The 26,044-nt window shown below is 62.6% G+C and carries 25 protein-coding genes; 16 read left to right on the forward strand and 9 right to left on the reverse strand.

The features are described from left to right. Nucleotides 1-33 precede the first annotated feature (33 nt). Nucleotides 34-900: a cation diffusion facilitator family transporter gene (locus CLAM6_RS09930; RefSeq protein WP_225346721.1), complete on the reverse strand. Its 867-nt coding sequence runs from the start codon at nucleotides 898-900 to the stop codon at nucleotides 34-36. A gap of 372 nt (nucleotides 901-1,272) precedes the next feature. On the opposite strand from CLAM6_RS09930, the gene CLAM6_RS09935 reads away from it, so the two are divergent. The 4 genes from CLAM6_RS09935 to CLAM6_RS09950 all read left to right on the forward strand — a co-directional run bounded on the left by CLAM6_RS09935 (nucleotide 1,273) and on the right by CLAM6_RS09950 (nucleotide 4,864). After that, the gene (locus tag CLAM6_RS09935) at nucleotides 1,273-2,202 is read left to right on the forward strand and encodes a DMT family transporter (RefSeq protein WP_153635947.1); all 930 of its coding nucleotides are present in this window, start codon (nucleotides 1,273-1,275) and stop codon (nucleotides 2,200-2,202) included. A gap of 95 nt (nucleotides 2,203-2,297) precedes the next feature. After that, nucleotides 2,298-3,404, forward strand: coding sequence for an endonuclease/exonuclease/phosphatase family protein (locus CLAM6_RS09940; RefSeq protein WP_153635948.1), 1,107 nt, complete (start codon nucleotides 2,298-2,300; stop codon nucleotides 3,402-3,404). A gap of 87 nt (nucleotides 3,405-3,491) precedes the next feature. Then, a complete protein-coding gene (locus CLAM6_RS09945; RefSeq protein ID WP_153635949.1) occupies nucleotides 3,492-4,256 on the forward strand; it encodes a YiiX/YebB-like N1pC/P60 family cysteine hydrolase in 765 nt (254 codons plus the stop codon). Between the two features lie 107 nt (nucleotides 4,257-4,363). Next, the gene (locus tag CLAM6_RS09950; RefSeq protein ID WP_153635950.1) at nucleotides 4,364-4,864 is read left to right on the forward strand and encodes a DUF1456 family protein; all 501 of its coding nucleotides are present in this window, start codon (nucleotides 4,364-4,366) and stop codon (nucleotides 4,862-4,864) included. Nucleotides 4,865-4,953: 89 nt separating this feature from the next. On the opposite strand, the gene CLAM6_RS09955 is transcribed toward CLAM6_RS09950, so the two are convergent. From CLAM6_RS09955 to CLAM6_RS09965, 3 genes are all read right to left on the reverse strand, one after another. Continuing rightward, nucleotides 4,954-5,289 carry a metalloregulator ArsR/SmtB family transcription factor gene (locus CLAM6_RS09955; RefSeq protein ID WP_277876256.1) on the reverse strand — a complete coding sequence of 112 codons (336 nt, stop codon included), beginning with the start codon at nucleotides 5,287-5,289 and terminating at the stop codon, nucleotides 4,954-4,956. A gap of 406 nt (nucleotides 5,290-5,695) precedes the next feature. After that, a complete protein-coding gene (locus tag CLAM6_RS09960) occupies nucleotides 5,696-6,559 on the reverse strand; it encodes a PA4780 family RIO1-like protein kinase (RefSeq protein WP_153635952.1) in 864 nt (287 codons plus the stop codon). A gap of 148 nt (nucleotides 6,560-6,707) precedes the next feature. Beyond that, nucleotides 6,708-7,793 carry an NAD(P)-dependent alcohol dehydrogenase gene (locus CLAM6_RS09965; protein ID WP_153635953.1) on the reverse strand — a complete coding sequence of 362 codons (1,086 nt, stop codon included), beginning with the start codon at nucleotides 7,791-7,793 and terminating at the stop codon, nucleotides 6,708-6,710. A 330-nt stretch (nucleotides 7,794-8,123) separates the two neighbouring features. Here CLAM6_RS09965 and CLAM6_RS09970 point away from each other — a divergent pair, with 330 nt between their 5' ends. From CLAM6_RS09970 to CLAM6_RS09980, 3 genes are all read left to right on the forward strand, one after another. Then, entirely contained in the window at nucleotides 8,124-8,312 is a 189-nt protein-coding gene (locus CLAM6_RS09970; protein ID WP_084589604.1) for a hypothetical protein, read from the forward strand. Between the two features lie 205 nt (nucleotides 8,313-8,517). After that, nucleotides 8,518-9,075 carry a LabA-like NYN domain-containing protein gene (locus CLAM6_RS09975; RefSeq protein ID WP_153635954.1) on the forward strand — a complete coding sequence of 186 codons (558 nt, stop codon included), beginning with the start codon at nucleotides 8,518-8,520 and terminating at the stop codon, nucleotides 9,073-9,075. A gap of 272 nt (nucleotides 9,076-9,347) precedes the next feature. Continuing rightward, nucleotides 9,348-10,700, forward strand: a complete 1,353-nt coding sequence (locus CLAM6_RS09980; RefSeq protein WP_153635955.1) for an MFS transporter — start codon at nucleotides 9,348-9,350, stop codon at nucleotides 10,698-10,700. A 164-nt stretch (nucleotides 10,701-10,864) separates the two neighbouring features. Here the strand turns inward: CLAM6_RS09980 and CLAM6_RS09985 are convergent, their stop codons facing one another. Next, nucleotides 10,865-11,635, reverse strand: coding sequence for a UTRA domain-containing protein (locus CLAM6_RS09985; RefSeq protein ID WP_153635956.1), 771 nt, complete (start codon nucleotides 11,633-11,635; stop codon nucleotides 10,865-10,867). A 632-nt stretch (nucleotides 11,636-12,267) separates the two neighbouring features. Here CLAM6_RS09985 and CLAM6_RS09990 point away from each other — a divergent pair. The 7 genes from CLAM6_RS09990 (at nucleotide 12,268) to CLAM6_RS10020 (ending at nucleotide 19,316) form a co-directional block, all read left to right on the forward strand. Next, a complete protein-coding gene (locus CLAM6_RS09990; RefSeq protein ID WP_225996643.1) occupies nucleotides 12,268-13,356 on the forward strand; it encodes an ABC transporter substrate-binding protein in 1,089 nt (362 codons plus the stop codon). Between the two features lie 92 nt (nucleotides 13,357-13,448). After that, nucleotides 13,449-14,282 (forward strand): alkaline phosphatase family protein, encoded by an 834-nt coding sequence (locus CLAM6_RS09995; protein ID WP_153635957.1) that lies wholly within the window; start codon nucleotides 13,449-13,451, stop codon nucleotides 14,280-14,282. Beyond that, nucleotides 14,282-15,130, forward strand: a complete 849-nt coding sequence (locus CLAM6_RS10000) for an ABC transporter permease (protein WP_153635958.1) — start codon at nucleotides 14,282-14,284, stop codon at nucleotides 15,128-15,130. The genes CLAM6_RS09995 and CLAM6_RS10000 overlap by 1 nt, the downstream gene beginning before the upstream one ends. Then, nucleotides 15,114-16,094 carry an ABC transporter permease gene (locus CLAM6_RS10005; RefSeq protein WP_242007639.1) on the forward strand — a complete coding sequence of 327 codons (981 nt, stop codon included), beginning with the start codon at nucleotides 15,114-15,116 and terminating at the stop codon, nucleotides 16,092-16,094. Before CLAM6_RS10000 ends, CLAM6_RS10005 begins: the two co-directional genes overlap by 17 nt. Beyond that, nucleotides 16,094-17,281: an ABC transporter ATP-binding protein gene (locus CLAM6_RS10010; protein WP_131432210.1), complete on the forward strand. Its 1,188-nt coding sequence runs from the start codon at nucleotides 16,094-16,096 to the stop codon at nucleotides 17,279-17,281. Before CLAM6_RS10005 ends, CLAM6_RS10010 begins: the two co-directional genes overlap by 1 nt. Then, nucleotides 17,274-17,948: an HAD family hydrolase gene (locus CLAM6_RS10015; RefSeq protein WP_165873958.1), complete on the forward strand. Its 675-nt coding sequence runs from the start codon at nucleotides 17,274-17,276 to the stop codon at nucleotides 17,946-17,948. The genes CLAM6_RS10010 and CLAM6_RS10015 overlap by 8 nt, the downstream gene beginning before the upstream one ends. 162 nt (nucleotides 17,949-18,110) lie before the next feature. Then, on the forward strand, nucleotides 18,111-19,316 hold the full coding sequence (locus CLAM6_RS10020) for a GAK system CofD-like protein (RefSeq protein WP_153635959.1): 1,206 nt from the start codon (nucleotides 18,111-18,113) through the stop codon (nucleotides 19,314-19,316). A gap of 118 nt (nucleotides 19,317-19,434) precedes the next feature. On the opposite strand, the gene chrA is transcribed toward CLAM6_RS10020, so the two are convergent. The 4 genes from chrA to CLAM6_RS10040 form a co-directional block, all read right to left on the reverse strand. After that, complete coding sequence (gene chrA / locus CLAM6_RS10025; RefSeq protein WP_153635960.1) at nucleotides 19,435-20,697, reverse strand: chromate efflux transporter; 1,263 nt, start codon at nucleotides 20,695-20,697, stop codon at nucleotides 19,435-19,437. A gap of 263 nt (nucleotides 20,698-20,960) precedes the next feature. Beyond that, complete coding sequence (gene arsJ, locus CLAM6_RS10030) at nucleotides 20,961-22,280, reverse strand: organoarsenical effux MFS transporter ArsJ (protein WP_153635961.1); 1,320 nt, start codon at nucleotides 22,278-22,280, stop codon at nucleotides 20,961-20,963. Between the two features lies 1 nt (nucleotide 22,281). After that, nucleotides 22,282-23,331: an ArsJ-associated glyceraldehyde-3-phosphate dehydrogenase gene (locus CLAM6_RS10035; protein ID WP_153636890.1), complete on the reverse strand. Its 1,050-nt coding sequence runs from the start codon at nucleotides 23,329-23,331 to the stop codon at nucleotides 22,282-22,284. A gap of 114 nt (nucleotides 23,332-23,445) precedes the next feature. Next, nucleotides 23,446-23,850, reverse strand: a complete 405-nt coding sequence (locus tag CLAM6_RS10040) for a metalloregulator ArsR/SmtB family transcription factor (RefSeq protein WP_242007640.1) — start codon at nucleotides 23,848-23,850, stop codon at nucleotides 23,446-23,448. Between the two features lie 474 nt (nucleotides 23,851-24,324). Here CLAM6_RS10040 and trxA point away from each other — a divergent pair, with 474 nt between their 5' ends. Together trxA and CLAM6_RS10050 are read left to right on the forward strand one after the other, a co-directional pair. Next, complete coding sequence (gene trxA / locus CLAM6_RS10045) at nucleotides 24,325-24,648, forward strand: thioredoxin (protein WP_054557199.1); 324 nt, start codon at nucleotides 24,325-24,327, stop codon at nucleotides 24,646-24,648. 200 nt (nucleotides 24,649-24,848) lie between these two features. Beyond that, nucleotides 24,849-25,967: an L-dopachrome tautomerase-related protein gene (locus CLAM6_RS10050; protein WP_153635962.1), complete on the forward strand. Its 1,119-nt coding sequence runs from the start codon at nucleotides 24,849-24,851 to the stop codon at nucleotides 25,965-25,967. The last annotated feature ends 77 nt before the right edge of the window (nucleotides 25,968-26,044 follow it).

Consider the following 26,044-nt stretch of genomic DNA (forward strand, 5'->3'; position numbering starts at 1 on the left):
CCCTCAACCAGCGCGCTGATCGCACACATCACATCAGCGCGTCACGCAGCCCTGCAGGCATGCCTCGCCTTCCAGCTGAACTGTGACATGCGAGATGTCATGGCCGTCGCGCAGATAGGCCTGGACGCGCTCCAGCACATCGCCGGGTACGCTGGTGGCGGCCACGACGACATGCAGGCTGGCAATCGGCGACTGAGGCGTCAGCCCCCAGAGATGCAGGTCATGTACGCTCTCCACGCCCTCAAGCGCCAGAACGCCTGCCTGGATATCGGCGTGATCGAGCTGCTCCGGCGTGCCTTCCAGCAAGGTGTGCGCCGAACGCTTCACCAACGACCAGGCACCGCGCAATATCAGCACCGCCGCGAGCACTGACAACAGCGGGTCAGCCTGATTCCAGCCGGTGGTCATGATGATCAGCGAGGCGACGATGGCCGCCACCGAGCCGAGCAGGTCCCCCATCACGTGCAGTACCGCGCCGCGTAGATTGAGGTTGTCCTGATCGCCTTGATGCAGGATACGAAATGCCGCGATATTGACGACAAGTCCGAGCACGGCGATCGCCAGCATCGGCCCCGCCAGTACTTCGGAGGGCAGCCAGAGCCGCTTGATGGCGGCCACCACGATCGCCGCCCCGATCACCAGCAGGGTCAGGCCATTGACGAACGCGGCCAGCACCTGAAAGCGTGCATAGCCGAAGGTCAGCTTGCGGGTCGCCGCCCGATGCCCGAGGCGAAACGCGCCCCAGGCCAATGCCAGCGACACGGTATCACTGAGCATGTGCCCGGCATCCGCCAAGAGGGCCAGTGAGCCCGCGACCAGCCCGCCGACCACCTCCGCCAGCATGAAGCCGCCCGTCAGATACATGGCCAGCTTGACGCGTCGCTCGCTGTCGGCGGTCACCTCAGGCGCATGATCATGCTGGTGCCCGTGTGAATGATCATGTGAGTGGCTGTGCGAATGCCCGTGTGAATGCTCATGTGAGTGCCTGCCTGAAGGGTCGGAGCCATGAGAATGATCGTGTGCGTGCTGCCCGGAAGACTCATGCGAGGGATCGCGAACCTCATCTTGTGGTGTCGATGCCATTCAACCTCCGGCCATCTAATGAAAAAAGAAACGTGTCTGCATGATGCGCAGCGTAACGTCGAAAGTCGCGCGGCTTTCAAGACGCATTGGCGGATTTTCGCGTTCCGATAAAGGCCAGCAGCCACTTCACCAGCTTGATAGGATAGTTATCACTTGCGAAGCAACGAATAAAGGATTCCCGCCCTCCCCATGAGCCTCTCCTCCGAGACGACCCCCTCCCGCTCGCCTTTCAAGGCCGATCTGCTGCTCCTGCTGGTCACCATCATCGCCGCCGCAGGCTGGATCTTCTCCAAGGAGGCGATGGCCGGCATGCCCCCTCTGCTGTTCATCGGCAGTCGCTTCCTGCTTGCGGGGCTCATTCTGGCCATCTTCGATGCGCGCTCACTGGGCCAACTGTCCACCGCGCGCAAGCTGCGCGCAAGCGGCGTCGGTGTCCTGTTCGGGGGTGCCATGGCCTGCTGGTCGCTAGGGGTCGCACTATCTGATCAACTGGGCGTGATCGCCTTCATCAACAGCTTCGGCATCCTGATGGTGCCGGTACTCGCGCGACTGTTGTTCAAGGACAGGCCGCCGATGAGCACCTGGATCGCACTGCCCACCGCCCTGCTCGGTTTCGCCCTGCTCGGCATGGGCCAGCCCGGCGCGACCGATGGCTTCACCATCGAGCCCGCCCAGTGGCTCATCTTCGGCGCCGCCTGCCTGTTCGCACTGGTGTTCAACTTCAATTCACGCCTGGTGCGCAATATCCCGGCTCTGCCGCTGACGGCCATCCAGCTGATGACCACCGGCGTCACCTGCCTGATACTCTCGGCGCTCAGCGAGAGCTGGCCCGCCGGCATCAGTCTCGACATCCTGAGCTGGTTCCTGGCCAGTACCCTGATCGCCAGCACGCTGCGTTTCTTCCTGCAGATCTACGCACAGGGCCTGACCACGCCCAGCCACGCCTCGGTCATCCTGATGCTGGAAGCGGTCTGGGCCGCCCTGATGTCGGCCGCCTGGTTCGGTGAGCGCATGACCCTGATCCAGATGACCGGCTGCGGCCTCATCTTCACCGCCCTGTTGATCAATCGCTGGCAATGGATCTCACGCCTGTGCCGTCAGCGGCGGGCTGCCTCGTGAGAAAAGCGTCCTGACTTGAGTGTCAAGCATGTCGCCACCATGTCTGACGCTTGAGCGTTCGACTTCCCGCCCCATTCTCTGCCACCGGAGCCACCATGATCCCCACGCTACTCGGCGTACTGACGCTGCTGATGGCAGCCTTCACCCTGCTGCCACTGACGCGTATTCGCCATTGGTCGGTACGCATCATGGATTTCCCCCGTCTGCAGCTGGCCGCATTGTGGGCGATGTTGTTGATCGCCGACCTCGCGGTGTCCGAGCTTGCCTTCGGGCTCAGGGTGTCACTGGCCGTGATCGCCGTGGCCGGTCTTGTCTATCAGGCACACTGGATCGTGCCCTATACCCGCCTCTTTCCCTGCGAGTCCGCGCGCACCAGACAGCATGACCGGCAGCGCCAGGTCCGTCTGCTCACCGCCAACGTCCTGACCAGCAACCACGACAGTGACAAGCTGCTGGCCATCATCGAACGCGAACAGCCCGACGTGCTGGTGACGCTGGAATCCGATGACTGGTGGCAGCAGCGACTCGACGTGCTCGAGGCGGATAGCGAGCAATACGGCTATACGCATACCCTCAAATGCCCGCTGGACAACCTCTACGGCATGCATGTCTATTCGCGCCTGCCACTGCATGACGCCAGCATCGACTTCCTGGTCGAAGAGGATGTGCCGTCGATGCATGCGCAACTGGAACTGGCCAGCGGTGACCGCGTGCGAGTGCACTTCCTGCATCCGGCGCCGCCCAGCCCGACCGAGAATGACGAGTCATCCGAGCGGGATGCCGAACTGATCATCGTGGCGCGCAGCGTCGCCGACAGCCAGCAGCCGGTGATCGTGACCGGTGACCTCAACGACGTGGCCTGGTCTCGCACCACGCGCCTGTTCCGCAAGCTGTCCGGCCTACTGGACCCCCGCGTCGGCCGTGGCATGTTCAATACCTTCCACGCCAACATTCCCCTGCTGCGCTGGCCGCTGGATCACCTCTTCCATAGCGAGCACTTCAGTGTGGTGCGCGTGGCGCGCATGGAAGCCTTCGGCTCCGATCACTTCCCGCTGCTCACCGAACTGGCACTGACACCTGCCCAGGACACCGGCGAGACGCTCGATGCCCCGGAGCCGGACGCCGACGACCAGGCCGAGGCCAGCGAGACCGCCAACGATGAGAATGTCAGCCAGCAGGACGTGCCGAAGCCGGGGCACTGAGCACGACATGCCTGAGGTGGCATTTGGCTGAATTCTCCAAAAGGTCTCAGACTGGCTGATGAGGGTTGAGCCATACGGGAGGCAGGCATGCGAGGACTGGACTGGCTGGGCACGCGGCTGGCGCGTCATCTTACGGCGCCGGGCAAGCTGCCGGCGCATCGCTCCACGTCATCACCGGAAAAGCTGGCTGCCACCCTGCGGCGCGGCGATGTCCTGCTGGTCGAGGGCTCCTCGCGTATCAGCACCGCCATTCGCTACCTCACCCAGTCGACCTGGTCTCACGCTGCGCTCTGCGTGCGCACGCCACTGGACAGCAGAGGTCACCCGGTCAGGGGCGACTGCCTGCTGGAAGCGGACGTTACCGCTGGGGTGCGCCGCGTACCCCTCAACCATTACTGGCATCAGCACACGCGTATCTGCCGCCCAGTCGGACTCACGGAGGAGGAGATCAGCGCATTGATCGCCCACGCCGAGGCGCGCCTGGGCCATCAATATGACCTGCGCAACATCGTCGATCTGGCTCGCTATCTGATTCGTACGCCGCCGGTGCCAAGCCGCTATCGGCGCCGCATGCTGGCACTGGGCAGCGGCGACCCGACCCGCGCGATCTGCTCATCGCTGATCGCCGAGGCCTTCCAGGCCGTGCGCTACCCCATCCTGCCAGACAGTGACGTCCTGCCCTCCAGCGACCCGGCATGCCTGCACTGCTATGAGGAGTTACTGCATATCCGCCATCACAGCCTGTTTGCGCCCTGCGACTTCGATATCTCGCCCTACTTCGACATCATCAAGCCGACCCTATGCGCCGGATTCGATCCCCATCGCCTGCAGTGGAGCGAACCGCCCGCCTGATCTGGTATGCTGCGCGCCATCCGCGGCCTTGCTGGCCGGCACCTGTGCATCAGCTCTCCTGTGCCGCCTGCTGCCCTCTGACACTCTTCACGACCGGAACCACGCCCGTGACCAATAACGACATCATCCGTCGCCTGCGCTACGCGCTGAATCTCTCCGACACCGACATGATCAACACCTTCGCTGCCGCGGACCACGAGGTCTCACGCGCCCAGATCAGCGATTGGCTCAAGCGCGATGATGATGAGGCTCAGCAGCGCATCAAGGACATCGACCTGGCCAGGTTCCTCAATGGCCTGATCAACGTGCGTCGTGGCAAGCGCGAAGGCGCCCAGCCGGCGCCTGAAAAGCGTCTCGACAACAACGTGATTCTGCGCAAGCTCAAGATTGCCTTCGAGCTCAAGGATGACGACATGCTAGAGCTGCTGGCACTGGCCGGTTTCGAGCTGATCACCAAGTCCGAGCTGTCTGCCTTCTTCCGCAAGCCCGACCATCGCCACTACCGCGAGTGCAAGGACCAGATCCTGCGCAATCTGCTCAAGGGCATCGAACTGCACCATCGTCGCCATGACCCCGAGACCGAGCAGCACGCCGTCGATCCGGCCTGATCAGGCATTGATATGCTCTCAACAACAACGCCGCCCCGGATTCCGGGGCGGCGTTGTTGTATGACGGCAATGGAGGCACCAGCGGCAGCTCAGCATTCGCGGTTGGGACGCCCATCCATGGTGGCCAGGCGCGCCAGCAACGGCGCCATGCGGTGCTTGCTCCCTTCCGCAGCCGCGACCAGCACCGGCAATACCCAAGACGGAAGGTCAGGCATCAGACGATAATAGACCCATTGCCCCTGACGGCGATCCAGCAGCAGACCGCAATTGCGCAACTGGGCCAGATGGCGTGACACCTTGGGCTGCGACTCCTGCAACACGTAGGTCATCTCGCATACGCAAAGCTCGCCTTCTGCATGGACAAGCAACATCAGCACAAGGCGTGTATCGTCGCTGAGGCATTTGAAAAGACGTGTGGGGGTCAGAAGAGACAATGCAGAATTCCACCTGATTAAATGATGTGAGCGTGCCGCCAACCACAGCTGCAAGCGAGTGCGAATTTCGTTCAAGGCGCGCCCACAGGACACGGCAGTAGCCTCATTGCACGGGCCTTCGATATCCCTGCAAGCCAGCTCATCGGTCTGGTCATCCCACTGGCGGCATTGCTGCGTCGCCTTTTGACACCTCGCGATGGCGGTATCGAAGGGTTGCGACCGGTAGCGATCGAATCGCTTGCCAAGCCTGAATCATCGCCCCCCTCCCGCGCGTGCAAGAGGGTCCAGCAGCACATGCTGTTGCGAGGCACCATTTGCTCGCCACTCGAGAGCTCTTTCCAAGAGCTGCCTGCAACAACCCGAGATCCGGTCAGCAGCTAGCGGCTAGCAACTCTCGCTAGTCATCATCGCCCTCTTCGGCGCTCTTCTGGCGCGCCTTGCGCTCCTGCTCTTCTTCCATGGCCGCCATGATGTTCTCGAGCAGCGCATCCACGTCCGGCGCTTCGGCGTCGTCCTCATGAAGGCCTGTCAGCTCGACATCCGGGTCCATGTCGCCGGCCTCGAACAATGCCCAGATCTCGTCGGCGTAGCGTGTCTGTGCCAGTTCAGGCGCGAACATCGCGTAGTAGGCGGTGATATTGGCGACATCACGCGCCAACATACTCCTGGCATTATTATTGGCCGCAGCATCGACCGCCTGGGGCAGATCAATGATCACCGGGCCATAGTCATCGACCAGCACATTGAACTCGGACAGATCACCATGCACCAAGCCGGCATGCAGCATGCGCACGATGTACTGCATCATCAGCGCATGGTCTTCCCGCGCTTGCTCGGCGGACATTGAGACATCATTCAGGCGCGGTGCCACATTGCCGTCGTCATCGGTGACCAGCTCCATCAGCAGCACGCCATCGAAGCAGCCGAACGGCTGCGGCACGCGCACACCGGCATCGGCCAGACGATACAGCGCATCAACCTCGGCATTCTGCCAGGCAGCCTCCTGCTGGTTGCGTCCGAAGCCGGAGCCCTTCTCCATCGCCCTTTGACGGCGACTGTTACGCACCTTGCGGCCTTCCTGATACAGCACAGCCTGCTTGAAGCTGCGCTGGGCAGCATCCTTGTAGACCTTGGCACAGCGAATCTCTTCTCCGCAGCGCACGACATAAACCGAGGCTTCCTTGCCACTCATCAAGGGGCGGAGTACTTCATCGACCAGACCGTCATCTATGAGCGACTGGATTCTCTTTGGCGTTTTCATCGCGTTCTTATACGCGTTTTGCGATACATCGGGAATCACCCTGCAGCAATTTTGTGACATACCTTACGACAAAACCCCCGCCAATGCGTCATTGGCGGGGGTTTCAGCATTCACTGACAGACTGCCTCGGCGGCAGCAGCGCCAGCGCTTATTGGGCGTTCTTGAGGCTCTGCATGTCAATCACGAAACGATACTTGACCTTGCCTTCCTGCATGCGCTTCCAGGCATCATTGATGGTGTCGATGTCGATCATCTCGATATCGCAGCCAATGTCGTGCTCGGCGCAGTAGTCGAGCACTTCCTGGGTCTCCGGCATGCCACCGATCAACGAGCCCGCCAGTACACGGCGCTTCATGACCAGGTTGCCGCCCTGCAGCGCGGGATCCACTTCCTGCACCAGGCCGACGAGGATATGCGTGCCGTCGTACTTCAGGGTATTAAGGTAAGGGTTGAGATCATGCGGCACCGGCACCGTGTCGAGCAGGAAGTCGAAGGTTTCGGTGGCAGCTGCCATCTGCTCGTCATCCGTCGAGACGATCACATGATCGACACCATTCTCGCGCGCTTCCTCGACCTTGCTCTCGCTGCGGGTGAAGAGCGTCACTTCACAACCCATCGCCTTGGCGAACTTGATGCCCATGTGGCCCAGGCCGCCCATGCCGATCACCCCGACCTTGTCGCCGGACTTCACGCCATAGTGACGCAGCGGCGAATAGGTCGTGACACCCGCGCACAGCAGCGGCGCGGCCACAGCCGGGTCGAGTTTGTCCGGGATGGAGACCACGAAGCGCTCGCTGACAACGATCTTATCAGAATAGCCGCCTTGGGTGAGACTGCCATCGTGACGGTCCGGACTGCCATAGGTCATGGTCATACCGTCGAGGCAGTACTGCTCAAGCCCCTTCTGACAGGCACTGCACTCACGACAGGAATCCACCATGCAACCGACGCCGACCATGTCGCCCACTTTGTACTGACTAACGTCATCGCCCACTTGGGTCACCCGGCCCACGATCTCGTGCCCGGGCACCAGCGGATACTGAGAAAAGCCCCAGTCATTTCGCCCGACGTGCAGATCCGAGTGACAGACTCCGCAGTAGAGAATCTCGATGGCTACGTCATCCGGGCGCGGCTGGCGACGCTCGAAGTTCCAAGGCGCCAGGTCTGCCGTTTCTGACGCCACGGCATAAGCGCGTGTCTGGCCGTTAAAATCACCATTGGAAGGGCTTGTCATGGAGTCTCTCCTTGATTGGCTGAGCGACGGGCAGCCTGACCATCAAAGATGATTCAGCGCCCGTAGAAGGATTCGCATGCCATGCGGCAATCGCGATCATGCCCACTGACTTCTTGTCGACAGCCCGACTTTTCAATGGCTTGGCTGCTCTGCATCACTGTGTTGGTCAGATCGCAACAGCGCCTCACCAAGCTGCGCGAGGCTTGCAGACACAAGGGAAAGCGACGCAAAACATCTTGCTTCTGATTCCAAATTGACGCCATCAAGCAGCAAAGTTGCCACTGTGTTATCATGCATCTTCACCCCTCACGTCTTGGAACGGAGTCCCGCATGGCAAATACTCGTACTGCTGCAAAGAAAAAAGCACCGGCTGCTGTCGAAACCTCAGCCTCGCTTGAAGCTCAGATGCAGGCCTTCCTGGACCGTGGTGGCAAGGTGGATGTGATTGAATCCGGTGTCAGCGGCCAGGTCATTGGCGTCAAGCCGACCAAGCCGTCAAACCCTGCTGCCAAGAGCTGAGGCTTGCCCATCAAGCCTTGGTGCCCGAACGCGCTGCTCGCCTCACTCAATTGGCGTCTGCCATCGAGTCACTGACCGGTGAGAGCGTTGTTCATCGCTAGACCTCCAGCCGCTGCCCTGCATCATCAGGTAGCGGCCGGCTTCTTTCTGGGAAGAGGAAAATCACCTCTTGCCTGCCCTTGCTCCTCCCGCCACGGCGACGCCCATGCCAGCATCCTCTTCACGCGACAGCTCTCTCGACTCCCGCCAGCACAGCGTGCATGGCTCTCGCGACGCGGATGGGGCACGCACACGCCTGGCCGTCTTCATTGATGTGCAGAACATCTACTACACCACCCACGACACCTTCGGTCGGCAGTTCGATTATCGTCGCCTGTGGGCAGAGCTCGAGCGCCTCGGCTCGATTCAGCATGCCTACGCCTACGCGATCGACCGTGGCGACCCCAAGCAGCAGCAATTCCAGCAGCGCCTGCGCGAGATAGGCTTTGAGGTCAAACTCAAGCCCTTCATCCAGCGCGGCGACGGCTCGGCCAAGGGCGACTGGGATGTCGGCATCACCATCGACGTGATGGAAGCCGCCCCCGAGGTCGATGAGATCATCCTCGCCTCCGGCGATGGCGACTTCGCCCTGCTGCTGGACCATGTCGCCACCCGCCACGCCATCACCACCCGCGTCTATGGCGTCGAAGCCCTCACCGCCCTCGCCCTGATGAAAAGCGCCCATCACTTCCGCGAAGTCGATGAAAGCCTGCTGATGCGCTGAAGTTTGCCAGGCGTTCATCTCCCTTTTGATCAGCTTGTTCTCTGTCATGTCAGCAACGGCCTGAGACGGGATTCCTGCACCAGACATGCTGAATGCCAAGGTGCCACAACATATTGACGGCGTCGGCCATATCCCATCGGTCATGTCGCATCGGACATTACTGATGTCGCATTGAGCGTGATCGCCCTGTACCGCGTGCCGCAGGATGACGCAGGGAGCTGTGCGCTGCTAAAGCCACACCTCTTCCCGATTCCTCTCATGCGGAGCAAGACATGAACAACAACAAGACAGGCGGGACCGACAGCATCTCGCCAGCCACGCTGAGACGCGTGCTGGCAGCCTCTGCCATCGGCAATTTCATCGAATGGTTCGACTTCGCCATCTACGGCTTCATGGCCGTGATCATCTCGCAGCACTTCTTCCCGCAGGGCGACCCGACTCTGGCACTGATCCAGACCTTTGCCGTCTTTGCGGTGTCCTTTGCCTTGCGCCCCCTCGGCGGCATCTTCTTCGGCACCCTGGGGGATCGCATCGGGCGCAAGAATGTCCTGGCCATCACCATCATCATGATGGCCAGCGCCACCGCCTTGATCGGTCTGTTGCCGACCTATCAGAGCATCGGCATGCTGGCTCCGCTACTGTTGACGCTGGCTCGCTGCGCTCAGGGTTTCTCGGCAGGCGGCGAATACGCCGGTGCCTGCGCCTTCGTGATGGAACACGCCCCTGACGACAAGCGGGGCTGGTACGGAAGCTTCATTCCCGTCTCGACCTTCAGCGCCTTCGCCACAGCAGCAGCACTCGGTCTAGGCCTCAACAGCCTGGTATCGGAAGCCACCATGCAGGCATGGGGCTGGCGTGTCCCCTTCCTGATCGCTGCACCACTGGGGCTGATCGGGCTTTACATGCGCCTCAAGCTGGATGACTCACCGGCGTTCCGCCTGATTCAGCAGGAACACAACGCCACCAGCGCCCCGCTCAAGGAAACACTGACCACCCACGGCAGCACCATCGTAAGTCTGATGGCCTTCATCTCTGCCACGGCGCTGTCGTTCTACATGTTCAGCACCTATTTCGCGACCTATATGCAGGTGGCGGGCGGCGCCACGCGCCAGACGGCATTGCTGGCAAGCCTGGGCGGCCTCATCGTCGCCGCATTGCTGTGCCCATTGGCCGGACGGTATTCGGACCTTGTCGGGCGACGCAATACCATCATCACGGCGTGTGGCAGTCTGGCCATCGCGGTATTTCCCGCCTATTCGCTTGCCGCAAGTGGCACCTTGTGGGCGTCCATGCTGGGCGCTTCATTGATGGCGGTCGGTGCCGTGCTCTGCGGTGTCGTCACGGCCGCACTGCTCTCGGAGCAGTTCCCGACCCGCGTGCGCTATACCGCCTCGGCACTCAGCTACAATGTCGCCTACACCATCTTCGGCGGCACCGCCCCGCTGGTCGCCACCTGGTTAATCGACTTGAGCGGCAACAACCTGGCACCGGCCTGGTACCTGATCGCGATCGCCGTCGTGGCCCTGCTCGGTGGCCTGCGACTGCCGGAAACCCGTGGCATCTCGCTCACCGATATCCCGGAGACTCCGCGCAGGAGAGCGTCAAGCGTCATACCGGCCGCATGAACTGAGGTCTCGTGACCAATGATGAAATCGGCCTGACAGACATGCCTCCTCAGCAATGACAAAAAACACCCGCACGGCCTCCACTGACAGAGAGGTGTGCGGGTGTTTTCGTCTGGGCCACCAACAGCTTGCCAGGCATTCAGGCTTTACCGCGAACTTGCCAACTAACTCTGTGGTGCGGCACTCAGCGTCAATTCGATGGCGTCGTGGCGCCAGTGTTCATCATCGCAGTCCACCGCGCGGCCATTCTGATCGAAGTTGATGCGAGTGATGCGCTGCGCAGGACTGCCCTGCGCGGCGTTAAGCGCGGCGGCGGCCTCAGCGTCAAACACCGTGGAGGCCAGCTCGAAGCTGACGCGACTGACACGAATGGCGTATTCGTGCCGGTAGAGGTCGGTCAGGGAGTGGGCTCCGAGGTCGAAATCGAGGATGCCCGGGAAGCAGTCACGTCGCAGGTGATGGCAGACATGCAGCACGCGCCGCCCATCGATACGTCGCACGCGAGTGATGCGATAGACCACTGAGCCCTCCGCAATCCCCAGCCGCCGCGCGATCACCGCGTTGGCGGCGACTTCCCCTGCCGCCAGTACCTCGGTGCTGGCCACCCGCTGCTGTGACTCGACCATGTCGCGAAATGGCAGGCACGCCAGCAAGTCATAGCGCAGTCGTGGCGGCGAGACGAACCAGCCCCGCCGATTCTCGCGATAGATACGCCCCTCCGCCTCCAGCTGCAGCAAGGTGTCGCGCAGGGTGACCCGCGTCGTGGCAAAACGTTCGATCATCTCGCGCTCGGAGGGCAGGCGCTGTGAAGCGCGTAGCGGCGCTGCCTCAAGATGGTTCAGCAGCTTGCCCTTGAGCCCTGCCACGGGGACATCCGTGTCAGAAGTTGCCGATGAAGCGGCGTCACTCTGGGGCTCGAGAGAAGATGAAAGCATGCGAAGTTCCTGAAAGATAACGAAAGACAGCAAATTCTGGCGAGTCACTTGCATGACATCCAGGGCGTCCAGGATGGAAAGGGTCAGAGAGAAGCGATTTCTGTGGCCTAGTTCAGATGCCCCGCAAAGCTCAGCGCGACTTTTCAAGACACGCTTGTCGAGACATGCATGAGGAGAATAGTGGCATTAGCGTGACAACTCGGTGACAGCGCAGGTCTGGCTGCCACGACAGGCCAGTCATCACACGCTGGCTCATGCCTTGCACGCCCATGCTTTGCACACTTATGGCTCTGGAAGATAGCGAGGACCGGGGCCCGCGGCAAGGCACGAAGAAGGTATGAAGGAGACAGAGACAGAGCCGCCATCCCATGCCATGACAACGACATGTTGACGACACGCAACTGTCACAGGCGAGCGCTAGAGTCGATCGCGACTTTCGAACTGAACTAGACCACACAGTCTCGGCTGTCTCAGCACTTGCCTGAGCACTTGGCAGAGCACTGGTCTGATCAATGATCCGAGAACTGGCCTGAGCACCCGGACGTGCTCTCAGCGTGTCGACAGGGTGCCTGATGCCCGTCACGCCTTACCTTCAGCGCAGCGATTGTTCATCACCTACTGGGGAAATCTCCTTGAAGTCGATTGCCACTACCTCATCCCGTTCCACCGGTCTGCTGGTTTCCACCTGCATGGCCGCCCTGTTGGGCAGTGCCTCCGTCAGTGCCGCCGACATGCCGGCTGACCTTCTCGAGGCCGCTCAGTCCGAAGGCCGTGTCGATAGCGTCGGCATGCCGGACAGCTGGGCCAACTGGAAGGACACCTGGGCAGACCTCGAGTCGAAGTATTCCATCGCGCATAGCGATACCGACATGAGCTCCGCCGAGGAAGTCGCCAAGTTCAAGGCCGAGGGTGAGAACGCCACCGCCGATATCGGTGACGTGGGCTTCGCCTTCGGTCCGATCGCGGTGCAGCAAGGCGTGACCCAGGCCTACAAGACCACGACCTGGGAGCAGATCCCGGAGTGGGCCAAAGACAAGGATGGCCACTGGGTACTGGGCTACACCGGCACCATTTCCTTCATGATCAACAAGACACTGGTCAGCGAAGATGAGCGCCCGACCTCCTTCGCCGATCTCGCCGAGGGTGATTACAAGGTGTCCGTCGGCGCCGTGGGCAAGGCCTCCCAGGCCAACAACGCCATTCTCGCCGCCGCCTTCGCCAATGGCGGCAAGGAATCCGACCTGACACCGGGCCTGGAAGTCTTCGCGGAACTGGCGCGCCAGGGCCGTCTGTCACTGGCAGAGCCGAGCATCGCCAACCTGGAGAAAGGCGAAGTCGAAGTCGCCCTGCTGTGGGACTTCAATGCCCTGAACTATCGCGATCAGATCAACCGCGACACCTTCGAGGTCGTCATCCCGTCTGATGCCTCTGTCACCTCCGGCTACGCCACCATCATCAACAAGCATGCCGCGCACCCGAATGCCGCCAAGCTGGCCCGTGAGTACATCCTCTCCGACGCCGGTCAGCTGAACCTGGCCAAGGGCTATGCCCGTCCTATCCGCGCCGAGCACCTCACCCTGCCTGAGGATATCGCCGCCAAGCTGCTGCCCAACGAGCAGTACGCCAATGCACGTCCGGTCCAGGACTTCGCAGGCTGGGAAGCCAGTGCCAAGCAGTTGCCACGTCAGTGGCAGTCCCAGGTACTGATCCACCAGCAGTGATCCCCGACCTCTGCTTCACGCGAGCAGAGCGCGCACCATCCTGACAGACGGCATCGCCTTTGCGGTGCCGTCTTGAGCTTCACGGAGTCACCATGTCTCAGCGTGTCATTCTTGTCGTGCTCGACGGCCTCAACCACGCCGTGGGTCATCATGCCATGGGCTATCTGAGTGCCCTGGTCGAGGCCGGCCGTGGCCAGTATCAATCACTGGACTGCGAGCTGCCGGCCATGTCGCGCCCGCTCTATGAATGCCTGCTGACCGGCGACCTGCCTGTCGACTCAGGTATCGTCAACAACGGCATCGTGCGCCGCTCACGCGGCATCAGCCTGTTCGACCTTGCCAGCCAGCAGGGCAAGCGCACGGCTGCCGCCGCCTATCATTGGGTCAGCGAACTCTATGTCGCGGCCCCCTTCGTGCCGGCCCGCCATCGCTGGCTCGACAATCCGGAATCCGCCATCCAGGCGGGCATCTTCTACTGGCAGGATCTTTATCCGGATGACCATCTGTTCAGTGACGCCGAAATGCTGCGCCTGCGTCACGACCCGGATTTCCTGCTGGTGCATAGCATGAACATCGACGATGCCGGCCATCGTCATGGCGGCGATACACCGCAGTATCGCAATGCCGCACGGCATGCCGACGTCGCCCTGGCCGACTACCTGCCGGCATGGCTGGAAGCCGGCTATCAGGTGATGGTCACCGCCGATCACGGCATGAATGCCGACCGCTCACACTCCGGCCTGCTGGAAGAGGAGCGTCGCGTGCCGCTGTGGACCTTCGGCAACGCCTTCGCCAACGGCGCCGCGACGGACCTCAAGCAACGCGAACTCTGCGGCACCCTGGCCACACTGCTGGGGCTTGAGCACAGCAAGGCGAGCAATCCGTCGCTGCTGGCGAGCCATGCTGCCACGCGAGGCCTCAAGTGATGTCTGCCGCATTGAAGCGTCGCCTGACCAGCCCCGTCATGTGGCTGCTGCCGTTTGCGCTGATCTTCGGCGCCTTCCAGATCGCGCCGCTGGTGTGGGTGATGATCAGCGCCTTCAAGACCACTACTGGCTGGGGGCTGGCCAACTTTCACGAGATCGCCTCCTCGGCCTTCTTCCGCCAGGCCATCTGGCGCAGCCTCGAGATCTCCTTCATGTCCAGCGTGCTGGGACTGGCGATCGCCGCCGTGACCTGTCACAGCATGCACCGCTGCGGCCCGCGCCTGACGCGCATGATGATCGCCTTCACCAACATGACCAGCAACTTCGCCGGTGTCCCGCTGGCCTTCGCCTTCATCATCCTGATGGGCGCCAACGGCATGCTGACCCTGATGCTGGAGCGCTTCGGCCTGCTCGAGGACTTCAATCTCTACTCGCGCACCGGCCTGATCGTCATCTACACCTGGTTCCAGATTCCGCTGGGCATCCTGTTGCTGTACCCCGCCTTCAGCACCCTGAAGACGGAATGGCGAGAAGCCGCCAGCCTGCTGGGCGCCAATCGCCTCGCCTACTGGCAGCACATCGGTCTGCCGGTGCTGTGGCCGTCACTGGCAGGTACGCTCACCGTGCTGTTCGCCAATGCCATGGGCGCCTACGCCACCGTCTATGCGCTGGTGAATACCAGCTACAACCTGATGACCATCCGCATCGCCAATCTGGTCTCCGGAGACCTGTTCCTGCAGCCAGAACTGGCCAGTGCACTGGCCCTGGTGCTGGTCGTCATTCTCGTCATCGTCACGCTGATTCAGCAATGGCTCATGCGCAGGAGCTACCATGTCACTTCCCGCTGAACTGCCCTATCGCCACGGCAAGCCCTTGCTGCCCAGCCTGATGGCGCGCCTGCGCCGCGTGAATGTCTATACCTTCATCGTCACCAGTGTCTTCGCACTGCTGGCACTGCCACTGATCGCGACGCTGTTCTACGCCCTGGCGACACGCTGGGGCGCCAGCCTGACTCCCGACGCCCTGACCGTGAAATGGTTTCTGGAACTCTGGACCACGCCGCGTTTTCTGGCGGCGTTCGGGCGCTCGCTGCTGGTCGCCGTCGGCGCGCTGGCACTGTCGTTGCTGCTGATCGTACCGGTGGTATTTCTCGCCCACACACGCTATCCGCGCCTGGACAGCGTGATGAATGGGCTGATCCTGCTGCCCTTCGCCGTGCCACCCATCGTGTCATCGGTCGGCCTGCTGCAGCTCTACGCGGGCGGCCCGCTGGCCATCGTCGGCACGCCGTGGATCCTGATCCCCACCTACTTCACCATCGTGCTGCCCTTCATGTACCGCGCTCTGGCCAACAGCCTGCGTGCGCTGGACGTGGCGTCCCTGATGGAGGCCGCTCAACTGCTGGGGGCAAGTCCGCTCAAGGCGTTCTTCCTGGTCGTACTGCCCAATATCCGCGTCGGCATCCAGATTGCCGTCTTCCTGGCCTTCTCGTTCCTGGCCGGCGAATTCGTGTTTGCCAACATGCTGGTCGGCACGCGCTTCGAGACCCTGCAGGTCTATCTGAACAATATCCGCGGCGCCAGCGGCCACTTCACCAGCGCCCTGGTCATCACCCTGTTCGTGTTCACCCTGATCCTGACCTGGCTCGGCAATCGTCAGCCCGCCGAGCAGGAGATGCCCGCGGATGACCCCGACGAGGCGCTGGCCACCACCATGACCGACGGCTTGCCCGGCCCACTGCCGAGCGCCGACCCTGAGCCGCGCCACACTCACCACCAGTCGTCAGACTCCGCACCCCGAGGGGACCGCTGATGCTTGCCATCGACACCGCCACCACTTTCGATAGCCAGAGCGCCGGCGGCCTTCTGACCAGCGCCCTGCGCGAACGCGCCGCCGACCAGCACTACCTTAAGCTCAATGGCCTGGCCAAGAGCTTCGGCAAGACCCAGGTGTTCGCCGAGATAGAGGCCGAGATCGCGCGCGGGGAATTCATCACCTTGCTCGGCCCCTCCGGCTGCGGCAAGTCGACCCTGCTGCGCGCCATCGCCGGCCTCAATGATGTCGATGCCGGCCAGATCATCGTCGATGGTCACGACATCACGTCGCTGCCGCCGCAGCGTCGCGGCATCGGCATGGTCTTCCAGCACTATGCGCTGTTCCCCAACATGCGCGTGGCGGAGAACGTGGCCTTCGGGCTGCGCATGAAGAAGGTGCGCCCGGAAGAGCGCGAGCGGCGTGTCAGCGAGGTGCTCAGACTGGTGGAGCTGACCGATCAGGCGCAGCGTTTCCCGCACCAGTTGTCTGGCGGTCAGCGTCAGCGTGTGGCGCTGGCACGCGCGCTGGTGGTCGAGCCGCAGATCCTGCTGCTGGATGAGCCGCTGTCGGCACTCGATGCACGTATCCGCCGCCATCTGCGTGATCAGATCCGTGACATCCAGAAGAGCCTCGGCCTGACCACCCTGTTCGTAACCCACGATCAGGAAGAGGCACTGCTGCTGTCGGACCGCATCTTCCTGATGCATCAGGGGCGCATCCTGCAACAGGGCAATGCCGAGTCGCTGTATACGCGGCCGGTGGATGCCACGGCGGCAGGCTTCATGGGGCATTACAATCTGATCGGTCGCGAGCTGGCGCGCCCGCTGCTCGGCTATGAAAGCGACAGCCCGCGCGTGGCACTGCGTCCGGAAGCGCTGTATCTGCAACCGGACACCAGCCCCCAGGGACAGCAGGATGAATATGCCAACTTCCCGACCCAGCCCTTGCCGGACAATGCCGGCCCCGGCTGCCCGGGCGTGATTCGTCGCCACCAGCTGCTCGGCAATATCGTGCGTTACGAGGTGGACTGTCAGGGACTGCGCCTGAATGTCGATGTCCTCAATCGCAGCGCTCGGCAGTTATTGCCGCGCCATCTGCGCGTGATGCTGCACGCCGATCTGGATGAGGTTCAGGCGCTGGGCGGTAACGAGACCGCCGCCATGTCGCAGGTGCCCCATGGATGACATCACAGGACTTGCCATCTTCGATCTCGACGACACCTTGCTCGAGGGCGATGCCACGGGGCTTTGGACCGACTGGTTGATCGCAAAGGGCTGGATCGCCGATGGCGAGGAATATCGCGCGATCTGGGCACAACAGATGCTGGACTACGCGGCCGGTGAGCTCGACATGGAGACCCACCTGACCCACCTGCTGGCCCCGCTGGCAGGGCGCGCCGTCAGTGAGGTCGATGCCGAGGTGGCACGCTTTCTCGATGCCGAGCTGATGCCGCGCCTGTATCGTGAGGGGCTGGAGCGAATTCACTGGCACCGCGCGCAGAATCATCAGGTCGTGATCATCTCGGCCTCGACGGCGCACCTGGTCGCCCCCCTCGCCGAACGTCTGGCGCTGGACGCGGCCCTGGCCACGGCCCTTGAGACCGAGCAAGGCTGCTACAACGGGCGGGCCCGTGGCATTCGCACCTTCCGCGAGGGCAAGCTCGCGGCACTCAAGGCATGGCAACAGCAACATGCAGGCCACAGCGCCGGGGTGCCCAGCTGGGGCTATTCGGATTCACGCAATGATCTGGCCTTGCTGGAGTTCGTCGATCACCCCTTCGCCGTCCACCCGGACCCGACCCTCGCCAGCCTGGCGCAACAGCGCGCCTGGCAGACACTACGTTGGCAATGAAGGAAACCAGGTTGGCAACAAGAAACGCTGGGCTGGGATCGAGAGACTGGACTAGAGTCGAGAGTCCCTGCGCTGGAATTGAGAGAAAGTGCATAATAGGCGACGCTGGGCGTAAAAAAAGGCACTCTATGCCAAAAATGCAAGCATAAAGGAAGCCATGCAATGGCCAAGGTCAGGGTCAGTCGGACCGCACGTGTACCCGATCCCATGCGCGTCAGGCGCTATCTGAAAGCCCCCGAAGTCGGCCCACGCGTGCTGTTCTTCAGTGGCGGTACCGCGCTGACCGGGGCCTCACGCACCCTGACCCGCTATACCCACCACAGCATCCATCTGGTGACGCCGTTCGACTCCGGTGGCAGCTCGGCCAAACTGCGCGACGCCTTCTCGATGCCCGCCATCGGCGATCTGCGTTCACGCCTGATGGCGCTGGCCGATGACAGCGTCCTGGGCCATCCCGACATCTATCGCCTGTTTACCCACCGCCTGCCACGTGAAGCGCGCCCGGAGATGTTACATGCCACGCTGCGCGAGCTGGCGGCCGGACGTCATCCGTTGACCATGGCGGTCGCGGAACCGATGCGCACCCTGATCTGCCATCAGCTGGGCTTTCTCATCGACGCCATGCCGGAAGGCTTCGATCTGCGCGGCGCCAGCATCGGCAATCTGATCATTGCCGGTGGCTATCTGAACCATCACCAGCAGCTGGATCAGATCATCTTCCTGTTCTCCAAGCTGGTACATGTACGCGGCACGGTGCGCGCCGTGGTCAATGCCGATTGCCATCTAGCGGTGACGCTGCAAGATGGTCGCGAGATCATCGGCCAGCACCGCATCACCGGCAAGGAAGTCGCCCCCCTCGATTCGCCCATCGCGCGCATGCGTCTGGCCGCGACGGAGGGCGACCACCATGTGCCCGTGGTGCCGGAGCTGCACGCCAACAATCGCCAGTTGATCGAGTCGGCCGAGCTGATCTGCTTCCCTCCCGGCAGCTTCTACTCCAGCGTGCTCGCCAATCTGCTGCCCAAGGGCGTCGGGCGCGCGGTGCTGGCCAACCCCTGCCCCAAGGTCTACATCCCCAACTGCTGCCCGGACCCGGAGCAGACCGGCAAGCGCATGGATGAGCTGGTCAGCGTGTTGCTCGACACCCTGTGTGCCGACCTCACCGGCCGCATGGAAGACTGCCCCACCGAGAACCTGCTCAACATCGTGCTCCTCGACAGCCAGCGCGGTGACTATCCCGGCGGCCCATGCATCGAGGCGCTCGAGCGCATGGGCATCACCGTGATCGACACCCGTCTGATCAGCGAGCAGAGCGCGCCCTACTACGACAACGAGCTGCTGGTCACCGCGCTGCTGTCACTGGTGTGACACCAACCGCGAGCTACTCGGCCTGAAGTTGCACTGCATGAGTTGCTCGGCAGAAAAAGCACGCCCCCGCCTGCCAACAGCAGACGGGGGCGTTCTTTTTCAGATACGACGTCGGGGCTTAGATCACGCCACGCACCGCGCCGAGGATCACCATCCCCAGCACCAGCTTCCAGGGGGCCAGCGAGAAACGCGTCAGAGCGATGAAGGCGGCCAGCGCGATCACCAGGTCCGTTCGGCTCAGCACGCTGGTGGTCCATATCGGGTCATAGAGCGCCATGCCCAGCACGCCCACCACGGCCGCATTGGCACCGGCGAGCGCAGCGCGCGCCCCGGCGCGGGCGCGCAGACGCCCCCACAAAGGCGCCACACCGATCAGCAGCAGAATCCCCGGCAGGAAGATGCTCAACAGCGCAATGACGGCACCGAGCAGTGCCGAGCCTCCGCCCACCTGCGCCATGCCGGCCCCCAGCCAGGCGGCAAAGGTGAACAGCGGCCCCGGCACCGCCTGAGCGGCGCCATAGCCGGTGAGGAAGGTATCGGCCGCGATCTGGCCCATCTCCACGGTGGAGGCCTCCAGCAGCGGCAGCACCACGTGCCCGCCCCCGAATACCAGCGCCCCGGTACGATAGAAGATATCGACCAGACTGCCGGAGGCCACCAACGGCAGGCCGATCAACAACACGAAGAACGCGATCAGGCAGTAGCGCGCTAGGCGCGTCGAGACCGGCAATGACAGCCCCGCGGCCTGGGCTTGCTGGCGCCCGGATGCCGCCTTGTCATCACGACACAGCAGGCTGCCGAGCACTGCGCCCATCGCGATCACCCCGACCTGCGCCCAGGCGCTCTGTGCCAGCGCCAGGCCCAGCATCGCCAACAGCGCCAGACAGGTACGCCGCAAGTCCGGGCACAGCTTGCGCGCCATGCCCCAGATCGCCTGGGCGACGACGGCCACCGCCACCAGCTTCAAGCCGTGGATCACCCCGGAGGCTAGCGGCCCTTCGAGGCTGCCCGCCACCAGTGCCAATACCAGCAACGCCAGCGCAGACGGCAAGGTGAAGCCGATCCACGCCAGTATCCCGCCCATCACGCCACCGCCACGCACCATGCCCAGCGCGAAACCGACCTGGCTGCTGGCCGGCCCCGGCAGAAACTGACAGAGCGCGACCAGCTCGGCGTAGGGCTTGTCACTCAACCAGCCTCGCCTGCGTACCAGCTCATCGTGGAAGTATCCCAGGTGGGCAATCGGGCCGCCGAAGCTGGTCAGCCCCAGCGTGAGGAAGGTGCGCAGCACTTCACTGCGCCGCGCCTTGTCGCTCGCAAGCGGAGCATCAGGCGTCACGTGGTCGCGCTCACGACTTGCAGTTTCATCCGGATGTGACATGACGTTTCTCTTGGAGCGGAAAGGAAAGGATAACGATCAGAAATCCAGCGAGGGGCTTAGCAAGAGCTATACGAAAGAATTTTCACTTGCTGACGCTACGGTGACATCAGGTGAATGCGCAATGAGCTGATCCCCGCACCCCTTGCATCACCCACCAGACTATCGCCGCCAGATGACAGGAAGCCCGCCCCATGGTTGGGACGGGCTTCCTGCATGAGGGCTTCCTGCATAAGGGCTTAGGCGTCAGGTGCCCGGTGAAGGCTTTAGTTGGCCGACGTCTCCTGAGTGGAAGCATGCTGCGTGTCCGAGGGCAACGCGATGGCCATCACCGCGCTCGCCGCCACCAGTGCCGCCGACCACCACAGGCAGGCTTCCAGACCATAGGCCTGATAGAGCCAACCGGACAGCAACGTGCCCAGCAGGCGCCCCATGGCGTTGGCCATGTAATAGAAGCCGACATCCATCGACACGCCTTCACTGCGCGCGAAGCGCACGATCAGGTAGCTGTGCCAGCTGGAATTGACGGCGAAGATGACGCCGAACACCAGCAGACCGATGATCAACCACTCAAGGGGTGCCAGCCCCAACAGGATGGCCGCACTGCTGTCGCCACCCTGCTGCGCGTCCAGCAACATGCTCGCCATCAGCGCGGGCAACAACGCCAGCACGCCGGCCAGCAGCACGGTCATCCAGCGCACGCCCGCATCACCGCTCAAGCGACGCGCGATCGGCCCGGTAATGTGCGGGGCCTGGGTCTGCACCCCGCCATAACCGATCACCCACGCGGCCATCAGGATACCGACCGTCCAGAAGTTCCAGCCATGTACCTCGGCCAGATAGACCGGTAAGGCGACCACGAACCAGACATCACGTGCCGCGAACAGGCACATGCGCGCCGCCGACAGCACATTGACCGCCCGCGAGGTCGAGAACATCTCACGAAACGCCGGCTTGCGGCTGGCCTTGCTCTGCCCCAGCGATGCCGAGAGCTTGCGCAGTGACAGCACCAGCACCACGGCCAGCATGAGCCACATGGCCAATACCGTGCCCTGGAAGCCGATGAGACTGAGCGCCGCGCCACCGAGGAAGAAGCCCAGACCCTTGAGGGCATTCTTGGAGCCGGTCAGCAGCGCGACCCAGCGATACAGTGCGCTCTGCGACTGCGCCGCCTGCTGCCCCTTCGGCACCAGCACCTTGATGGCGCTCTTGGCGCTCATCTTGTTGAGGTCCTTGGCGATGCCCGACAGCGCCTGGGCGATCATCACCCAGACCACCGTCAGCATGGACTCCGGCACCAACAGCATGCCGAGCGCCACCAGCTGCATCGCAAGCCCGGCATTCATGGTGCGATTGAGGCCGAGCCGCGCCCCCAGCCAGCCGCCGACGAGGTTGGTGACGACACCGAAGGCTTCGTAGAACAGGAACAGCAGCGCGATATCCAGCGCCGAATAGCCCAGCGAATGGAAATGCAGCACCACCAGCATGCGCAGTGCGCCATCCGTCAGCGTGAAGGCCCAGTAATTCCCCGTCACCAGCAGGTACTGGCGCACCTCATGGGGCAGCTCTCGCAGGCGGGCAAGCATTTCAGCGCTCCCGTGTGCTGGCGTCGGCCAGATCACCCAGGCCCACTTTCAGCGCCAGCTCTGCGGTGCGGTTGGCATAGCCCCACTCGTTGTCATACCAGGCGTACAGCTTAAGCTGGGTACCCGCGACGACCATGGTCGAGGGCGCATCGATGATGCTGGAGCGGGAATCGGTACGGAAATCGATCGACACCAGCGGGCGTGTCTCGTAGCCCAGCACGCCGGCCAGTTCACCTTCCGCCGCGCTCTGCAGCGCCTGATTGACCTCTTCCATCGTCACTTCGCGGTTGAGCTCGAACACCATGTCGGTCAGGGAGGCATTGGCCAGCGGCACACGAATGGCGTGGCCGTTCAAGCGGCCTTCCAGCTCCGGGAAGATGGCGCTGATCGCCTTGGCGGAGCCGGTGGTCGTCGGAATCAGGCTCATGCCGCAGGCGCGCGCGCGGCGCAGGTCCTTGTGCGGCGCATCCAGAATCGTCTGGGTATTGGTGATGTCGTGCACGGTGGTCATGGAGCCATGACGAATGCCGAACTGCTCCTGAATCACCTTGATCACCGGTGCCAGGCAGTTGGTGGTGCAGCTGGCCGCCGTCACGATGCGATGCTGTTCGGCGTTGTAGAGGTGGTCGTTGACGCCCATGACGATGTTGAGCACGCCCTCTTCCTTGACCGGCGCGGAGACCACGACCCGCGCGACGCCCTGCTCGAGATAGGCGTTCAGCACCTCGGTGCTCTTCTTCTTGCCGGAGGCCTCGATCACCACATCGCAGCCCGACCAGTCGGTGTCACCGATCTCACGCTGGCTTGAGAATGCCGTGCGCTGACCATCGAGGGTGATGGAATCCGCGTCGCTGGTGATACCGGCGCCCGGCGACCACTGGCCATGCACGGAATCGAATTCCAGTAGATGGGCGAAGGTCGCGGCATCGCCACCCGGGTCATTGATGCGCACCACGTCCAGCGCGATATCCTCGCGCAGCTTCCACAGCGCGCGCAAGGCGAGACGACCGATGCGCCCGAAGCCGTTGATACCGACGCGCAGGGCCGGCATGCCCTCCGGCACGCTGATGGACGAGGAATAGGACGGAGCGCTATGAGCAGGACACATGGGCATTTCCTTGAGAGTGTTCGAAAAGATTCGGCTAACGTTCTACGGCCTGTGCGCTCAGCAGCAGCGCACAGGGCGGTTGGGCATCGTCTCCAGCCACGCCACCCAGCGCGACACCTCGCGGGCGTTGGCCTGACAGAGAGTCTCGAGAATCTGATGGCACCAGGCCGGCAGATCAGGTGCCAGGCGGTAGTGCACCCACTGGCCACGCCGCTGGCTGGTCAGCAGGCCAGCATCTCTCAGCTGGGCGAGATGCCGCGAGACCTTGGGTTGGGAGATGGGCATGGCACGCTGCTCCAGCAGCCAGATAAGCTCACAGACACACAACTCTTCCATCTGGGCCAACAGCTGCACGACGGTCAGGCGAGTGTCCTCGGCAAGGCACTTGAAGACCTGCAACGGTGTCAGGCAGGCCGCCATGTCTCCCACTCCATCAATAACGTCATTGGTTGACTGTTTCATGGCGATGTCCTCGCGTATGCCTGAGCCACCTTGCTCCCCTCTCGATTCCCCCACCCGATTCCCTCTCCCGCCCCCCTCTCACCGGCACCTGACGCATGGCGAGGCAGGTTGCCTGCCAGCCGGCTGAAGCGCGGAGACATACGAAATATCATATATGTGTTTTTCCATATATCAAGTGACACATGCATGACAGTTGGATGACAGCCGGCGCCTGAATCGATGGCAGCGATGGAGATCGAGTGGAGGGGGGAATGGAGGACAAATAAAGCGCGATCAGAGTGTCGCTTGGCTCGATGTACCAGCGGGTAGCCGGTCACACCATCGCCACTGTTGCGCAAACGGCACGCATATGTTGCCTGGCCTCAAAAGCGAATGCGCTTGCGAACAAAAGTCGAGCGGCGTTAGTGTGTGCCCATCAAGCACACCAAGTGCCCTTTTGAATCACGCATCCCTCGTGATGCACAGGAGAGACAAATGGCGGATTTCGCACAAGTCGTCGATAGCAACTACACCCAGGAAGTCATCGAGAGCGAGCAGCCGGTGCTGGTCAAGTTCTGGGCACCGTGGTGCGGCCCGTGCAAGATGCTCGACCCGATCGTCGAATCCATCGCCGAAGAACAGGGCGATGCCCTCAAGGTTGTTGCCATCAATGTCGATGATGCACCGGACCTCGCCGCCCAGAATGGCGTCCGTGGCCTGCCGACCATCGCGCTGTTCAAGTCCGGCGAGAAGCTCGAAGCCCTGACCGGCGTCCAGCCGAAGGAAAACTTCGACGCCATGATCTCGCGTCACGCCTGATCGAATCGGCCGCTGGCCGCAAGGCCCTGACGCTGCAATAAAAACGCCCTCCATGAGGGCGTTTTTTTGGTCTGCACGGTGCTTTAGGTTACTCTATGCCCATGATTTTTCAGGCAATTATCGTCATAGAGAAATTCCTGCCTTCAAGATATCGCTGACCGCGACAGTAACACCAGCATTACCACGACAAGGAAACATTGATGCCTGACCCCGTCCGTTCGACCCGAAATCTGGGCATGGTCGCCCTGCTTACCGGCCTGCTGACGGGCTGCGCCAACGGCCATACGACCCTGCCGGCCACCACCTCAGCGCTCAAGGCCGGGCCTGCCTACGGTGAAATGCGCTCTGTCGCCGTCATGCAGATTCGCCCCGGTAATGTGGCGGTGACGCCCAATGGACAGGTCTTCGCCACCATCCACCCGATGGATGGGGATCACGACGTGCAGCTGGTCGAGATCACCGGCCAGAACAGCTATCGCGCCTGGCCCTCCCCCGCCTTGCAGACGCATGCCGGCCGCTACAGCGATGCCACCATCGATTCCCCGCTGGGCATCTATCAGGATGGCCAGGGCGGTCTTTGGATCACCGACATGGGGCTGCATCTGGGCAAGACCCGCCTGTGGGGCTTCGATATTGCCTCGGGCAAGCTGATCACCAAGCTGACTCTGCCGGCGAATATCGCCCCCGAGGGCAGCTTCGTGCAGGACCTGGCAGTGGACCGCAGCCGCGGCGTGGCCTATCTGGCAGACATCGCCAATCCGGGCTTGATCACCGTCGACCTAGAGAGCGGAGAGGCCACCCGCTTCAGCGAGCACCCGGCGCTTGAGGCAGAACCTGGTGCCAAGCTCAAGATCGATGGCAAGGCCGTCCAGTTCAATGGCAAGCCTGCCCAGGTCGGCGTCGACCCGATCACCCTGTCCGGCGATGGCGAGACGGTCTTCTTCGGCGCCATGACCGGCCACAGCTGGTACAGCGTACCGGCCAGACTGCTGCGCGAAGGCGCCGATCACGCCACCATCGCCGCTGCCATCACGCGCGTCGGCGACAAGCCCGTTTCCGATGGTGCGGACACCGCCGGTGGCACTCACTACTTCACCAACCTCAATCAGCACGGGCTGGATGTATTGGGCGCCGATGGCAAACTGACGCCGCTGGTGCGCGATGAGCGTCTCGACTGGCCGGATGGCGTGCGCATGGCGGCCGACGGCTGGCTCTATGTCACCGTCAATCAGCTCGACAGCACGCCGTCCTTCAATGACGGCAAGGAAAGCGGCCAGGCGCCGTACCGTATCTTCAAGGTCTGGCCCGTCGACAATTGAGTCGATAATTGAATCGGCAATAGAGAGGTCGGTCGCGTCGACCCTCTGAAAGACAACGCCCGCATTCCTTGGTCAGG

Source organism: Cobetia sp. AM6 (assembly GCF_009617955.1).
GTDB classification, from domain to species: domain Bacteria; phylum Pseudomonadota; class Gammaproteobacteria; order Pseudomonadales; family Halomonadaceae; genus Cobetia; species Cobetia amphilecti.